The sequence below is a fragment of the Micromonospora sp. NPDC005174 genome (assembly GCF_040608495.1).
In the GTDB taxonomy this organism is placed as follows: Bacteria; Actinomycetota; Actinomycetes; order Mycobacteriales; family Micromonosporaceae; genus Micromonospora.
Genome location: NZ_JBEXIJ010000002.1, coordinates 64,213 through 78,929 on the forward strand (window position 1 = coordinate 64,213; position 14,717 = coordinate 78,929).

The window sequence follows — 14,717 nt, forward strand, 5'->3', positions numbered from 1 at the left end:
CGGCCTGTCCGTCAAACCACGGCGGTTGCCGACGGCGGGGCGCTGCCGCCTCGGGGCGCCTCCAAGGTCATCAGCCGGATGATCTCCTTCTGGTCGGCGGGGGAGGGCAACCCCCATTCCGGCCGGTACCCGTACACCTCGTGCAGTGGGCTGGAGCCGGTGCGGCCGTCCAGGATCTCCACGGCATCCGTGTCGATGAGGCTGGGGTGTTCGACGCCGCAGGCCTCGGCGACCTTGGTCAGGTCCCGGCGCAACGTCGCCAGGTAGTTGGCTGCCCGGACGGACTTGAGCGTCGGGTCGAGGCCCCGGGCCAGCCAGGCGTTCTGTGTCGCCACCCCGGTGGGGCAGGTGTCGGTGTGGCACTTCTGCGCCTGGATGCAGCCGATCGACAGCATCGCCTCCCGGCCCACGTTGACCATGTCGCAGCCGAGGGCGAAGGCGACGATGGCGTTGTCCGGCAGACCGAGCTTGCCGCTGCCGACGAACACCACCTGTTCGTGCAGGTCGTGCTCGGCGAAGACCTTGTAGACCCGGGAGAAGCCCTGCTGGAACGGTAGTGACACCGAGTCGGTGAAGATCAGCGGCGCGGCGCCGGTGCCGCCCTCGCCGCCGTCGACAGTCACGAAGTCGACGCCCCGACCCGTGTCCCGCATCAGGCCGGCCAGTTCCTGCCAGAAGCTCAGGTCGCCGACCGCCGACTTGATGCCGACCGGCAGGCCCGTCTCGGCGGCCAGCAGCTCCACCCAGTCCAGCAGACTGTCGCAGTCGGAGAACTCGGCGTGCCGCGACGGGCTCACGCAGTCCTGCCCGGCCGGGATGCCCCGGGTGGCGGCGATCTCGGCGGAGACCTTCGCCCCGGGCAGCAGTCCACCGAGGCTCGGCTTCGCGCCCTGGCTCAGCTTGATCTCCAACGCGCGTACGGGGGCCTCGGCGACCAGCTCCTTCAACCGGTCGAGGCTGAACCGGCCGTGTTCGTCGCGGCAGCCGAAGTACGCCGTCCCGAGTTGGAAGACCAGCTCACCGCCGTTGCGGTGGTACGGCGACAGGCCGCCCTCGCCGGTGTTCTGAAGGCACCCGGCGAGGGCCGCGCCCTTGTTCAACGCGCTGATGGCGTTGCCCGAGAGCGAGCCGAAGCTCATCCCGGAGATGTTGACCACCGACTCCGGCCGGAAGGCGCGCGCCCGCCCCCGGGCGGCGCCGAGCACCTTCGCGCACGGCAGCCGTACGTCGTGCCCGGCCGTCGGGGACGACGATGGCACGGCCCGGCCGAACGTCCGGTGCTTGATGATCGGGTATCCGGGCGTGTACTCGATGTCGTTGTCCGTACCGAAGCCGAAGTAGTTGTTCTCCTGCTTGGCCGAGGCGTAGACCCAGCGGCGCTGGTCCCGGGTGAACGGGCGTTCCTCGTTGTTGCCGGCCACGATGTACTGCCGCAGCTCCGGCCCGATCGCCTCCAGCAGGTACCGCGCCCGGCCGAGCACCGGGAAGTTGCGCAGCAGCGCGTGGTCGCGCTGGATCAGGTCGCGCGCGGCGAGAGCCGCGACGGCGGCGGCGACGGCAGGTACGGCTCGACGGGCCCAAGTCATGCCGGGCAACCTTTCCGCCGGGGCCCCCTGCCAAACCGGCCAGCCGGCGACATCGCGCTGCTCAGGCCGCCGGCTGGGTGATGTTGACGAGCCAGGCGATGCCGTACGCGTCGACACACATGCCGTACTCGTCGCCCCACATCTGCTTCTCCAGAGGCGTCGTCACCGAACCCGTAGCGGACAGTTGCTCCCAGTACCCGCGCAGCTCGGCCGCGTCGTCGCCGCTCAGGCTGATCGCGATGTTGGTGCCGGGAACGTGGTCCATGCCGGGCGCGGTGTCCGAGGCCATCAGGACGAAGCCGCTCGTGCTCTCGATCATCGCATGCATGATCTGGTCGGCCAGATCAGGCTCGGCGGCGCCGAACTCGCCGAACGTCATCATCGTCAGCTTGCCGCCGAACACGCGATGGTAGAACTCCATCGCCTCCCGGGCCGTGCCTGGGAAGTTGAGGTACGGGTTGAGTCGTGACTGCACAGCACCCTCCTTCGCCCTGGTCGGCATCATCGTGGCAGGCCGGAAGGGGGTGGACAACGAGGCGCGCTGGTGCCGCGTCGGAGGCGGCGCGGAACAACCCTGGCCGCCTCCGACCGAAGGTCAGTGGCGCTTGAACGACTGGCGGACCATGCCGCCGACGATCACACACCAGGTGCTCGTGCTGAGCTTGCCGTCGCGGGGCAGCCCGTGCAGCGCCTGCACGTCCTGCACGGCCCGGCGGGTGGCGTGGTCGTACAGCCCGGTGGCGGTGACCGCGTACCCCTTGGTGGCGAGGATTTCCTGGACGGCCGTGACCGGCGCGCCGGCGGCGTGCTGGTCCAACTCCGGCGCCAGGGTCTCCCAGGTGGGCGTGGTGAGCGTGGCGTCCACGTCGACCGCGATGCCGTTGCGGGCCTGCCAGTCCTGCACGGCGGCCACGGTCGCGGCGTCGAACGTCCCGCTGACCGTCACCGCGTAGCCCCGGAAGACGAGCAGGTGCTGCACCACCCGGACCGACGGCGAGTTGACGAACCGCCACAGGTCCGGCCAGCGGCGCGCCGGCACATCACCGAGCGGGGTGCCCAGGGCGGTGTGCACCCGCCGCCGCAGCTCCGGGAACTGCCGGTAGAAGGCCGCGCCCGGGCACTCGGTGGTGCGGAAGTCCCAGTGGCCGAAGATGTCGTACGCGTGCAGGCCGTACTGCCGGCAGATCGCGACGCAGAGGTCGACCAGCGAGTCGGTCAGCGCCTGCGGCGGGGTCTCGGTGACGTAGGTGCCCTCGTTCTCGATGCCGATGGCCCGGCCGTTCTCGCCCGGACAGTGCGCCGCGATCATCTGGCGGTCGCCGGCTTCGAGGCGTTCCAGGCTGCCCCTGCGGCCCTCCAGCACGTAGCCGCCCCGGCTCACCGTGAAGTGCTGGCCGGTGTCGGACCAGCCGTTGCCGTCCATGTGCAGGTCCTGGCAGTCGTGGGCCAGCTTGACCGCCTGCTCGCGGGAGTAGTCGGTGACATTCGGGAACGCCATGTGGTGCACGATGATCTTGTTGGTGGCGATGGCGCTGACCGACAGCGGGTCCGCCGGTGGGCGGGCGCCCCACTCGTCGCAGCTGATGATCCAGTCCAGGTCCGTGCCGGGGGCGGCCTGCGCCGCGCCGGAGAAGGCGAGTTCGCTTCCGACGACGGCGACCGTGGCCGCGCCGAGACCGGCGCGCAGCAGCGTCCGGCGGTCCACTTCGGAATGGTCGACGTGCATGACATCTCCTCCTGCGGCCGACGGCGGGGGGATGAAAAGTAGCTCCAGTGGCCGCGCGCACAACGGAGAATATTGCCAAGAGTCGCCGCCGCGCTAGGGCCGCTCGGAGTTTCCTGGGGCGCTGGTGGGGGTAGGTCGGGGCGGACTGTCCGCGCTGCCCCTAAGGAATGACCATATGAGTGACAACGTCAGCGATGCGGTGGGCGACGCCCTTCGCTCGGTGATGCTCTTCCTGCCCAAGGCCGTCGCCTTCCTGGCGATCCTGGTGGCCGGATGGCTGATCGCCAAGGCCGTGCTGAAGATCGTGGAGAAGGTCCTCGAACGGGTGGGCTTCGACCGCGCCGTCGAGCGCGGCGGCATCCGCCGGGCCCTCAACCGCTCCCGGTACGACGCCAGCGACATCGTCGCGAAGCTCGTCTACTACGCGGTGCTGCTGCTCACCCTCCAGCTCGCCTTCGGCATCTGGGGGCCCAACCCGATCTCCGACCTCATCACCGCAGTCGTCGCGTGGTTGCCCCGCGCCTTCGTCGCGATCGTCATCGTCGTGGTCGCCGCCGCCATCGCCAACGCCGTCAAGGACATCATCGGTGGCGCGCTCGGCGGCCTGTCCTACGGCCGCGTGCTGGCCGGTACCGCCTCGGTGTTCATCCTCGGCCTGGGCGTCATCGCCGCGCTGAACCAGATCGGCGTGGCCACCGCCGTCACCACGCCGGTGCTGATCGCCGTGCTGGCCACGATCGGCGGCATCCTCGTCGTCGGGGTCGGCGGTGGTCTCATCCGGCCGATGCAGAACCGCTGGGAGTCGTGGCTGACCCGCGCCGAGCAGGAGTCGCAGCTCATCGCCACGCACACCCGCGCCTACCGGGCCGCCCGCGCCGACGCCGAAGCCGAAGCCGCCCGTGCCGAGACTGAAGCGGCCCGCGCCAAGGCCGAGACCGAGGCGGCCCGCGCGACCGCCGCCCGCGCCGACGCGGACAGCCCGTCGGTCACGACCCACCCCTCCGACGCGGATGCCACGCAGGTGACGACCTGGCCGTCCGAGGCGGACGCCACGCAGGTGACGACCCGTCCGTCCGACCCCGACGTGACGCAGGTGGTCACCCGCCCGTCCGACCCGGAGGCCACCCAGGTCGTGACCCGGCCGTCCGACCCGGACGCCACGCAGGTGGTGCGGTCGTCGACCGACGACACCACCCAGTTCGTCGTCCGGGAGACGCCCGTCGACGCCGCTCCGACCCGGGAGGCCACCGACGACACGACGCAGGTGGTGGGCCCCCACCGGGACGCCGACACGACCCAGGTGATCAGCGGTGGCACCGGCGGGGTTCCCGCTCAGCGCAGCAGCGACGACAGCGAGACCACGACTGTCATCCCGCCGGCGGACCCCGACCGGCGCTGAGTCGCTGCGGAACGAGCGGGGGCGTGCTCCACCTGGATCACGCCCCCGCTCCCGTCCCACCGAAAGCGCTGGCCGGCGTCGACGCGGCCGGTCTACCATCGCCGACATGACCTGGCGACATTGATCCAGCGCCGTAGGCCCGACCCGTGGACCGCCACGGGCACCGCACGTCCGGTGTCCGTCTCCACGTCCACGGGAAGGCCTCATGACCCACCTCGCCGCACGCGTGCCCGACCCGGCGGTGCGCCGCCTCTCGGCGACCCTCTACGGGTACGCGTTCCTCAGTGACCTCGTCCTGCTCTATCCGCTCTACGTGGTGCTCTTCGCCGACACCGGCCTGTCGGTGGGGCAGATCTCGTCGTTGTTCGTCATCTGGTCGGCCGCCGGAATCCTGTTCGAGGTGCCGTCCGGGGCGTGGGCCGACGTGGTGTCCCGCCGGCTGCTGCTGTGCCTCGCCCCGCTGGTGACCGCCGCCGGGTACGCGCTCTGGGTGCTGCTCCCGTCGTATCCGGCCTTCGCCGTCGGGTTCCTGCTCTGGGGCGCGGGCGGCGCGTTGGTCTCCGGCGCGCTGGAGGCGCTGGTCTGGACCGAGCTGGCCCGGCTCGACGCCGTCGACAGGTACGCCCGGGTGCTCGGCCGCGCGCGGACCGCGGGTGTTCTGGGCGTGGTGGTCACCGGAGTGCTGGCCGGTCCGGTGTTCGCCGCCGGCGGCTACCCGGCGGTCGGCGCGGGCAGCGTGCTCGCCTGCCTGCTCGCCGCGCTCGTCGCGACCCGATTCCCCGAACACCGCCCGCCGTCCGGCGACCACCTGCCCGATTCGGCAGGCCCCGACGACGGCGGCGACCTGACCTGGTGGGACACGCTGCGGGCCGGCGTGACGCAGGTCCGGACGCGACCACCCGTGCGGGCCGCCGTGCTGCTGGTCGCCGTGGTGGCCGCCGACTGGGGGGCGCTGGACGAGTACACGCCGCTGCTGGCCCTGGACACCGGCGCCGGCGCGCAGGCCGTGCCGCTGCTGCTCCTGCTGCTGTGGGCCGGCGTCACCGTCGGCGGGCTGCTCGCCCCTGCGGGGGAACGGCTCGGCCGTCGCGGCTACGCCGCGCTGCTGGCACTGGTCGCCGTGGCGCTGGCCGGGGGCGCGCTGGTCCGGCATCCGGCCGGCTTCGTGCTGCTCGCGGTGGCGTTCGGCGCGGCGCAACTGGCGACCGTCCTGGCCGACGCGCGACTCCAGGCGAGGATCACCGGCGGGAGCCGTGCCACCGTCACCTCACTGGCCGGGATGCTGACCGACGTGCTGATCATCGGGACGTACGCCGGTTACGGGCTCGTGGCCACGGCGGCTGGCAACGCGGTGGCATTCGCGGTAGTGGCCGGGGCGTACCTCGTCGTGGCGCTGGTGCTGCTGGGTCGCCGCCGGCGCGCCGCGACCGTGAGCGGCGGCGTCGCCGCGGCCGGCGCGCGCGACGCGGGCTGAGGCGCGGCACGGGCGTGTCCTGCCGGCGGCGCCTCCGCTACGACTGCTCGCCGTCGACGTAGACCCAGCGGCCGTCCTCGCGGACGAACCGGCTGCGCTCGGTGAGCGTGCCCGGCCGACCGGCGTCGCGGTAGTGGGCGTGGAACGTCACGGTGCCGGTGGCGTCGAGCAGGCCCCCGCGTTCGGTGTCGACGATCTCCAGCCGGGTCCAGCGCTGACCCCGGTCCAGCTCCAGCCGCTCCGGCCGGGTCGAGGAGTGCCAACTGTGCAGCAGGTACGCGGTGTCGCCGAGGGCGAAGGCGCTGAACCGGGAGCGCATCAGCGCCTCGGCGGTCGACGCCTGGGTGCTGCCGTCGTGGATGGGGGAGCAGCAGCCGTCGTACGCCCGGCCGGAGCCGCACGGACAGGTACGTCCCGTCGTCGCGTTCGCCCGCCGGCGTGCCGAACCCTTGCCCACGCCGTCATCCTGCCGCACCACAGGGAGGTCTCGGCGGCCGGCCGTCACCTTTCCAGCGCCACCGGCAGGGGCACCGGCCGTTTGGCGACCCGGTCGTCCCCCGACGACCGACCGCGCAGATGCCGGGCCAGCCAGGGCAGCAGATGGCGACGCGTCCACGCCAGCTCCGCGCCGAGCACCTCGGCGCGGCGTCGTAGCGGCGCCGCCGGCAACGGGACCGTCCAGGAGTCGTCGAACCCGGGCAGACCCGCGGTGTACGCCAGCGCGGCGGCGATTCGCGCGTGCCCGGCGCTGTTGGCGTGCAGCCGGTCGTCGCTCCACAGCCGGGGATCCGACGAGACCGGGTGCGCACCCAGGTCGAGCAGTGTGGCCCCGGTCCGCGCGGTGGCCGCGCGCAGCGCCGCGTTGAGCGCCAGCATCCGGCCCCGCAGCGGCCGGGCCAGCGGCATCACCGGCGCCGGGTCCGGCATCGTGAAGGTCAACACGGTGGCGCCCTGGCCGACCAGCGCCCGCTGCATCGCCGCGACGTCCTCGGCGACCTGGTCCGCATCGAAGGAGGGACGCAGGACGTCGTTCATGCCGGCGACAACTGTGGCGAGGTCGGGGGCGAGATCGAGGGCGGGTTGGAGCTGCTCGGCGCGGATCTGCGCGGTGGTCCGGCCGCGGATGGCCAGGTTGGCGTACTCCAGGCCGCCCTGGGCGCGGGCCACCGCCACCGCGAACCGGTCGGCCCAGCCCCGGTAGCCGCCCGCGCCGTCCGGATCGTCGAGCCCTTCGGTGGTGCTGTCACCGATTGCCACGTACCGCTGCCACATCACGCGGGCGAGGTTAGTCCCTGCTCCTCGGACCGCCGAGCGGTGGTCGGCGGACAGTTACGGCCGTCCTGGCCGGTCAGAGCCAGTTGGAGCGGCGGAACAGGCGGTACAGGGCGAGCGCGGCCACCGCCATCAGGGCCAGCGCCCCGGCGTACCCGTAGCGCCAGGCCAGTTCGGGCATGTGGTCGAAGTTCATGCCGTAGACGCCGGCGATGCCGGTCTGGGTGGCGGCGATGGCGGCCCACGCGGCGATCTTGCGCATGTCGTTGTTCTGCTCGACGCCGAGCTGCGCCAGGCGGGACTGGACGATCGAGGTGAGCAGGTCGTCGTACGCGGCCACCTTGTCCACGGCCCGACCCAGTCGGCCGTCGACGTCCACGAACCAGCGGTGCAGGGCACGCGGCGGTCCGTCGCCGGTCGGGTCGAGCAGTGTCCGCAGGGGCGTCTGGAGGGGAAGCACCGCACGCTTGAACTCCACCACCTCGCGCTTGAGCTGGTAGATGTGCTGAATGTCGGCCGACCGGTCCCGGGCGAAGACCGCCTCCTCGACGCGCTCCAGGTCGCGCTCCACGTGCCCGGCCACCTCCAGGTACGTGTCGACCATGCGGGCGCAGACCGCGTACGCCACCGCCCAGGGACCGGCGGCCAGCAGCGCGGGCCGACGCTCGATGTCGGCGCGGACGTCGCGTAACGCCCCGGCGGCGCCGTGCCGCACGGTGACGGCGAACCGGTCACCGAGCAGCACCATCACGTCACCGGTGTCGATCACCTCGGAGGTGTCGGTCAGCTCGGCGTGCTCGACGTACCCGGCGGTGCGCAGCACCAGCAGGGTGACCGGCCCGTGTCGCTGCACGGTGGGCCGGTGCCCGTCGGCCAGCGCCTGCTCGACGGTCAGCTCGTCCAACCCGAAGGTGCGGCCCACGGCGGCGAGCACGGCCGGCCCCGGCTCGTGCAATCCCAGCCACACGAACGCGTCGCGGCTCCGCCGGGCGCGGGCGTACGCGTCGTCGTAGTGCGGCCGGCCCGGCTCCCGTCGACCGTTGACGTAGACGGCGCAGTCGACCACGGCGTCCGGATTGGACCGGCGGGGTGTGGGAGTGTCACCGCCGGGGCGACCGAGCAGGCGACGGGCCAGGGCGCGTACGCCCCGACCGGCCCGGTCCCGTACCGCTCGCTGATCCACGACGCGCCCCCTCCCGCGCACCGACGCGGCCACGGTGCTTGCAGGGCATGGTGCCATCGGAACGCTTGGCCACCTCCGTGGGGGCGGATGTGGTCGCGAGCGGTATTCCCAGCCCCTCAGGCGGTGCGGGTGGCGAAGACGACGATGTTGTCCACGTAGTTGCCGGTCGCGTCGTCGAACCGGCCGCCGCAGGTGATCAGGCGCAGCCCCGCGACGTCCGCCGGGCCGTAGACCAGGCCGCTGGGGAAGCGGTCCTTGGGGTACGCCTGGACACCGTCCACCGTGAACGTGGCGACCCGCGCGTCGGAACGGGTTACCTGGATCTCCTGGCCGGCGCGCAGGCGACCGAGGTCGAAGAAGACCGCCGGCCCGGCCGGGGAGTCGACGTGTCCCACCAGGACGGCGTTGCCGGTCTCGCCGGGGCTGACCCCGTGCCGGTACCAGCCGGCGAGGGTCGGTTTGTCCAGCGGGGGGACTTCCAGCACCCCGGCGGCGTCCACGCCGACGGCGACGATGTCGGCGCGTACACCGATGGTGGGAATCTGGACCCGGACGGGCGCGGCGCGGGGCAGCGGCGCCAGGTCCGGCGCGGGCCGGGAGTGTGCCGGCGCGGCGGCCGGCGGGCGTGGGGGGCGTGCTGGCCCGTCGGTGAGGCCGACCGTGATCAGCCCCAGTCCGGACACGCCGAGCAGGGCGACCACCGCCGCCGCCAGAGTGCGCCGCCGCCACCACACGTGTTCACCTCCGTACGCCGATGGTCGGAGTGCCCGTGCCGGTGTCGCCGGCACGGGCACCCTTCCGCAGGGATGGAGCGGTCGCCGGTCAGGCGACGATGGATGCCGGACGGCGTCGGCGCAGCAGCAGCACCGCGCCCGCGGCGGCAGTTCCGAGCAGCGTGCCGCCGGCGGCGAGCGCGCCGCTGTCGCGGTCGTCGCCACCTGAGCCGGCGGGCGCGCCGCCGATCGGGGTGACGGTGAAGGTGGCGCTGCCCGCCGAGCTGCCGTCGCCGCAGGTCGCGGCCACCGTGTAGGTGCCGAGGGTGAACCCGGCGGTGAACAGTTCGGCGCTGAGCCCGCCGCCCGCGGCGGCCGTGGTGGATCGGACGTTCTCGTCGCGGTTGGGCCCGGTGACCCGGAAGATGACGTCACCGGACTTCGGGTTGCAGGTCGTCGCGGTGAGTACGACGGTTCCTCCGACCGGGGTGGTGGCCGGTGACACGACGGTGTCGGCCAGTGCGGCGCCCGGCAGCAGAAGCGTGCCGAGACCCACGCCGAGTGCCGTCGAGCAGAGTGCTGTTGAGACCTTCATACGCGTCTTCCCTCACTTTTCGTCCGCTGACTGCGTGGGACGTCGTTCGGGTGGCCAACTCCGTGACTAGCACCGGTGTGCCCAACACTAGGTGGGTTGGGACCCCGATCAGGTGAAAATGAGAAACCTTCGTTGCCGTCACGTGTCCACCCGAAGGCGGGTCCTGGTGCAGCCCGACGAGATTGCGCCGATCTTGCACTTTCGGTCGCCGACATGCGTGCCATGCCCTGTATGTCGCGACAGCAACTGCAAGATCGCTGGGCAAAGGGGAGGCCGGCCCGATGGTGTGGCAGCGTGGTGCGGGTGACCGACTCCGTCCGGCTCGACGTCGACCTCGCGCTGCTCGGCGGCGGGGGCGCCGCCTCGCTGCTGCTCGCCGCGCTCGACCGGCACGGCGTGCGGGGCCTGCGGATCGCCGTCGTCGACCCGGTCCGTCGGCGCGGCCAGGACCGCACCTGGGCGTTCTGGGGCCATCCCGACACCGACCTGGACCCGCTGCTCAGCGCGAGCTGGCATCAGGTCGAGGTGGTCACGCCCGCGCGACGCCGCGTCCTGGACCTCACCCCGCTGCGGTACGCCATGCTGCGCTCCGGCCCGGTCTACGACCGGGCTGCCGAGGCCGAGCGTCGGCTGGACGCCACCAGGATCGTCGCCCCGGCCGAGACGGTCACCGACGACGGTGACCGGGTGGTCGTCCGCTGCGGTGGCGGGTCGGTCGTGCGGGCCGGCTGGGTGCTCGACTCCCGCCCCCGCCCACCGGCGCGCGCCGGGCGGACGACCTGGTTGCAGCACTTCCGGGGCTGGTGGCTGGAGTCCGACCGGCCGGTGTTCGACAGGCGGCGGGCGGTGCTCATGGACTTCCGCACCCCACAGCCGGCCCGGGGCGTCTCCTTCGGGTACGTGCTGCCGGTCGACGACAGGTACGCCCTCGTCGAGTACACCGAGTTCTCGCCCGACCTGCTCACCGACGCCGGGTACGACATGGCGCTGGCCGCCTACCGCGACCTGCTCGGGCTCGACCCGAGCGGGCTGCGTGTCCGCGAGGTCGAGAACGGGGTGATCCCGATGACCGACGCGCCGTTCCCGGCCCGGCCCTCCCCGCGCGTCGTACGCCTCGGCACGGCCGGTGGCGCGACCCGACCCTCCACCGGGTTCACCTTCTCCGCCATGTACCGCCAGGCAGACCAGGTGGCCCGTGCCCTGGCCGCCGGTCGCCCGCCCGTGCCGGCGCCCGCGTACCCGGCCCGGCACCGCTGGATGGACGCGGTGGCGCTGCGGGCGCTGGACCGAGGCGGCGTCGGCGGGCCCGACTTCTTCGACCGGCTCTTCGACCGCAACCCGCCCGAGCGGGTCCTACGCTTCCTCGACGGCGTGACCACCCCGGCAGAGGAGATCGCGATCATGAACTCGACCCGGCTGCTGCCGATGATCGCTGCCACGGCCGGCGACGCCGCCCACCGCGTCCGTGACCGCCTGCGGGCCGCGCGGCCTGCGCCGGCCATTCCGGCGGCCGTGGTGGGTGGTCAACCCCGGCCACTCGCCGACTCGGAGACCTGACCGGCCCGGTCAGCGCCGGGCCGTCACCGCGTCGCGGATCAACACCCGTAGGTCCTCCATCGGGTCACCGTCGCCGGCCCCGAGCAGGGTCTTCGTCGCCGCGACCGTCAACCCCAGCTCGGGGTACGCGTACGCGAGGCTGCCGCCGCTGCCGGCCGCGCCGAAGGAGCCGTCGCCGTCCACCGCGTACCCGAGGCCCCAGGTCGTCTCCTGCCCGAACACCCACTCCGGGCCGGGCGGCCCGTCAGGAGTCGTCGCCTCCCGGAGCCGGGCCGGCGAGATCAGTCGCACGCCGTCCACCTCGCCGATCAGCGCGGCGAGCATCCGCGCCGCCGCGCGGGCGGTCATGGTGCCGGTGGCCGGCACCTCGGCGGTGAGCACGTCGGCCCGGCTGCCGACCTGCGCGCCGGGTCGGACGCCGGGCGGGGCGACGCGGTCGAAGTTCGGCAGGTTGGCGCTGGCGTAGTCGAACAGCGCGGACAGGTTGCGGTCCTCGACCCGGGCCAGTCGACCCAGCTCGGCGGCCGGCACCGCGAGGTACAGCTCGTCGGCGACGCCGAGCGGCCCGGCCACGTCCTCGGCGAGCACCGTCGAGATTCGTCGGCCGGTCACCCGACGGACCACCTCACCGACAAGCCAGCCGAACGTCCACGCGTGGTACGCCTTCAACGCCCCGGGCGGGGCGACCGGCTCGGCGTCGGCGACGATCGCGCACATCCGGTCCCAGTCGGTGAAGTCCTCCGGCGTCACGTCCACGGGCAGGGCGGGTACGCCGGCGGTGTGGGTGAGCACGTGCCGCAGCGTGATCCCGTCCTTGCCGTGCCGGGCGAACTCCGGCCACACGTCGGCGATCCGCAGGTCGTACTCCAGCTTGCCGCGCTCGGCCAGCACGTGCGCCACTGTCGCGGTGAGGGCCTTACCGGTGGACACGCTCCAGATCGGGGTGTCGGCGGCCAGCACCCGGCCGGTGGCCCGGTCGGCGCTCCCGGCGTGCACCTCGAGGATCGGCTCGCCGTCGAGGTACGCGGCGACCTGCACCCCGGACTCCCGTCCGCTGGCGATCAGCTCGTCGACCGTGCGTCGTACGTCGGCGCGCAGGCCGTCCCAGTTCCCGTCCACGACGGTCGACTCTGACAGACCGGGCCACGATCGCGCGCACGATTTTCGGCGGGCGTGGCGGCCCCCGAGCGGCCGGCGCACGGTCGCCGCCCGGTAGGGTTGCCTGCCATGGTGGACGTGGCGGCCGGCAGGGGCGTGCAGATCTGGACTGACGGGGCGTGCAGTGGCAACCCCGGGCCGGGCGGCTGGGGCGCACTGCTGCGTTACGGCGACCACGAGCGGGAACTGTGCGGCGGCGAGGCCACGCCGACGACCAACAACCGGATGGAGCTGATGGCGGCCATCCAGGCGTTGGAGAGCCTGAACCGGCCGGTCACCGTCGAGCTGCACACCGACAGCACCTACGTGCGCAACGGCATCACGAGCTGGTTGGCGTCGTGGAAACGCAACGGCTGGCGGACCGCCGCGAAGCAGCCGGTGAAGAACGCCGACCTGTGGCAGCGGTTGGAGGCGGCCTGCGAGCGTCACGAGGTCACCTGGCTGTGGGTCAAGGGGCACAACGGTCACCCGGAGAACGAGCGCGCGGACGGCCTGGCCAACAAGGGCATGACCGAGGCGCGCGCCGCGCTGGCAACCCGCTAGCCCCGACGGGTCGCGTCGGGGTGCCCCGGCATGCTCGACCCGCCGCCGCTGCTGCCGGACGAGCCACCGGCGACACCCGAGTTGTCGCCCTCCGTCACGATGTCCGGCCGCTCGTCCGTATCGGCCGGGGCAGGGACCTCGGTGTCCGTCTCGACCTGCACCAACGGCACCTGGCCGTTCTCGTCCTCGCTGTGCTGCGGGTCGCCCGGCAGCTCACCGTCGCGTTTTCGGTAGCCCACGCCGTGCCTCCCGTCGATGCCGTCCGCGTCGGCGGTGGCTACCCGGCGTCGTCGCCCGCGAAACCTCGCGGAGCGACTGCCGCCGGTTCGGCGACCCGGGCGACCTGCGGCGCGGCGTTCGGCAGGCGCAGGCTCCGCCGGCGGGTGAACGCGACGGCCGTGGCGAGCACCAGCGCCGCGGACGCCGCCAGGAAGCCGGGGGTGCTGCCGACGTGATCGGTGATCGCTCCGGCAGTGGCCGAGCCGACGGCGAGACCGACCTGTCCGGCTGTCTGCAACCAGCCGTACGCCTCGGCGAGCTGCGGCGTCGGGGTGGACCGGGCCAGGAGTTCGTCGGTGACGGCCAGAAACGGCGCGAGCGCGAGCCCGAAGACCGCCAGCGCGGCAGCCATCTGCGGCACGGTCCGAGGCAGCGCCAGCGCCAGCGAGGTGACGGCCAACGTGCCGACCAGTGTCAGATAGGCGCCCCCGGGAGTGCCGGGTCGACCTCGGCGGGCCAGCACCAGGCCACCGGCCAGGCTGCCCACCGACCAGAGGGTGACCAGCAACCCAGCCTGTCCCGGGTGCCCGACGGCGGTGGCGAAGGCGGGGACGAGCACCCACATGCTGCCGATGGCGGCCATGTAGGCGACCTGGGTGCCGAGCACGGTGCGCCGGGTCGCCCGGCCGGACGTCACGGGCCGGTCGGTGGCAACCGGGGTGTGGGCGCTGTGGCGGGGCACCACGAGGGCGGTGCCGACCAGCCCCGCGCTGCCGATCGTCGCGAAGGTCAGGAGCGCGCCGGCCGGTCCGCTGAGCAGCAGAATCACCGTCACCGCGAGCGGGCCACCCACGTACAGCAGTTCCTGCCCGACGGCGTTGACGGCGTACGCGCGGCTCAGCGCGGGGGCGGGGACCATTCGGGCGAGGTGGGAGCGTCCGCTACCGAGCACCGGTGGGGTGCTGAGTCCGGCCAGGGTGGCCAGTGCCACGAACGCCACCGGCGCGGTGGTCATCGCCAGCCCGACCAGGGCGAGCAGGTGGATGACGCCGGTACCGAGCAGCACCGGTCGGTGGCCGAGCCGGCCCAGCAGTCGGCCGACGAAGGGTGCGGTGAGCGCCAGCCCGATCCCGCAGCCGGCGCTTGCCGCACCGGCCGCGGCGAAGCTGCCCGTGTTCTCGTGGCCGAGCAGCACGACGAGGAGCTGACGCATGGCGACCGGTAGGTGCGCCACGGTCATCGACGCGACGAGCAGGACCGCTCGACGGGGCAGTTTCACGACCACGACCTAT

14 protein-coding genes and 1 pseudogene are annotated in these 14,717 nt (G+C 73.1%); 4 read left to right on the top strand and 11 right to left on the bottom strand.

The genetic code is table 11. The features are described 5' to 3' along the window. Positions 1–11 precede the first annotated feature (11 nt). The 3 genes from ABZU91_RS02400 to ABZU91_RS02410 all read right to left on the bottom strand — a co-directional run bounded on the left by ABZU91_RS02400 (position 12) and on the right by ABZU91_RS02410 (position 3,312). Positions 12–1,586: an FMN-binding glutamate synthase family protein gene (locus ABZU91_RS02400; RefSeq protein WP_355233159.1), complete on the bottom strand. Its 1,575-nt coding sequence runs from the start codon at positions 1,584–1,586 to the stop codon at positions 12–14. Between the two features lie 61 nt (positions 1,587–1,647). Then, complete coding sequence (locus ABZU91_RS02405) at positions 1,648–2,061, bottom strand: VOC family protein (protein ID WP_355233160.1); 414 nt, start codon at positions 2,059–2,061, stop codon at positions 1,648–1,650. Positions 2,062–2,181: 120 nt separating this feature from the next. Next, positions 2,182–3,312 carry an N-acetylmuramoyl-L-alanine amidase gene (locus ABZU91_RS02410; protein ID WP_355233161.1) on the bottom strand — a complete coding sequence of 377 codons (1,131 nt, stop codon included), beginning with the start codon at positions 3,310–3,312 and terminating at the stop codon, positions 2,182–2,184. 175 nt (positions 3,313–3,487) lie between these two features. Here ABZU91_RS02410 and ABZU91_RS02415 point away from each other — a divergent pair. Together ABZU91_RS02415 and ABZU91_RS02420 are read left to right on the top strand one after the other, a co-directional pair. Then, positions 3,488–4,264, top strand: a pseudogene (locus tag ABZU91_RS02415) (hypothetical protein); the annotation flags it as partial. A gap of 652 nt (positions 4,265–4,916) precedes the next feature. Beyond that, complete coding sequence (locus ABZU91_RS02420; RefSeq protein WP_355233162.1) at positions 4,917–6,185, top strand: MFS transporter; 1,269 nt, start codon at positions 4,917–4,919, stop codon at positions 6,183–6,185. A gap of 37 nt (positions 6,186–6,222) precedes the next feature. Here ABZU91_RS02420 and ABZU91_RS02425 read toward each other — a convergent pair whose 3' ends face one another. The 5 genes from ABZU91_RS02425 to ABZU91_RS02445 form a co-directional block, all read right to left on the bottom strand. Continuing rightward, complete coding sequence (locus ABZU91_RS02425; RefSeq protein ID WP_355233163.1) at positions 6,223–6,642, bottom strand: YchJ family protein; 420 nt, start codon at positions 6,640–6,642, stop codon at positions 6,223–6,225. A 44-nt stretch (positions 6,643–6,686) separates the two neighbouring features. Beyond that, on the bottom strand, positions 6,687–7,457 hold the full coding sequence (locus ABZU91_RS02430; RefSeq protein WP_355233672.1) for an SGNH/GDSL hydrolase family protein: 771 nt from the start codon (positions 7,455–7,457) through the stop codon (positions 6,687–6,689). Positions 7,458–7,533: 76 nt separating this feature from the next. Further along, entirely contained in the window at positions 7,534–8,640 is a 1,107-nt protein-coding gene (locus ABZU91_RS02435; RefSeq protein ID WP_355233164.1) for a magnesium and cobalt transport protein CorA, read from the bottom strand. Between the two features lie 116 nt (positions 8,641–8,756). After that, positions 8,757–9,374, bottom strand: coding sequence for a class F sortase (locus ABZU91_RS02440; RefSeq protein WP_355233165.1), 618 nt, complete (start codon positions 9,372–9,374; stop codon positions 8,757–8,759). 88 nt (positions 9,375–9,462) lie between these two features. Next, positions 9,463–9,948, bottom strand: a complete 486-nt coding sequence (locus tag ABZU91_RS02445; RefSeq protein WP_355233166.1) for a hypothetical protein — start codon at positions 9,946–9,948, stop codon at positions 9,463–9,465. Positions 9,949–10,251: 303 nt separating this feature from the next. Between ABZU91_RS02445 and ABZU91_RS02450 the strand changes: the two genes are divergently transcribed. After that, complete coding sequence (locus ABZU91_RS02450) at positions 10,252–11,505, top strand: lycopene cyclase family protein (protein ID WP_355233167.1); 1,254 nt, start codon at positions 10,252–10,254, stop codon at positions 11,503–11,505. Positions 11,506–11,514: 9 nt separating this feature from the next. On the opposite strand, the gene ABZU91_RS02455 is transcribed toward ABZU91_RS02450, so the two are convergent. After that, on the bottom strand, positions 11,515–12,624 hold the full coding sequence (locus tag ABZU91_RS02455) for a serine hydrolase domain-containing protein (RefSeq protein ID WP_355233168.1): 1,110 nt from the start codon (positions 12,622–12,624) through the stop codon (positions 11,515–11,517). A 108-nt stretch (positions 12,625–12,732) separates the two neighbouring features. Here ABZU91_RS02455 and rnhA point away from each other — a divergent pair, with 108 nt between their 5' ends. Beyond that, positions 12,733–13,206: a ribonuclease HI gene (gene rnhA / locus ABZU91_RS02460; protein WP_355233169.1), complete on the top strand. Its 474-nt coding sequence runs from the start codon at positions 12,733–12,735 to the stop codon at positions 13,204–13,206. On the opposite strand, the gene ABZU91_RS02465 is transcribed toward rnhA, so the two are convergent. Then, positions 13,203–13,445: a preprotein translocase YidC gene (locus ABZU91_RS02465; RefSeq protein WP_355233170.1), complete on the bottom strand. Its 243-nt coding sequence runs from the start codon at positions 13,443–13,445 to the stop codon at positions 13,203–13,205. The two genes, rnhA and ABZU91_RS02465, sit on opposite strands and share 4 nt — an antisense overlap. Positions 13,446–13,483: 38 nt before the next feature. After that, positions 13,484–14,704: an MFS transporter gene (locus ABZU91_RS02470; protein WP_355233171.1), complete on the bottom strand. Its 1,221-nt coding sequence runs from the start codon at positions 14,702–14,704 to the stop codon at positions 13,484–13,486. Between the last annotated feature and the right edge of the window lie 13 nt (positions 14,705–14,717).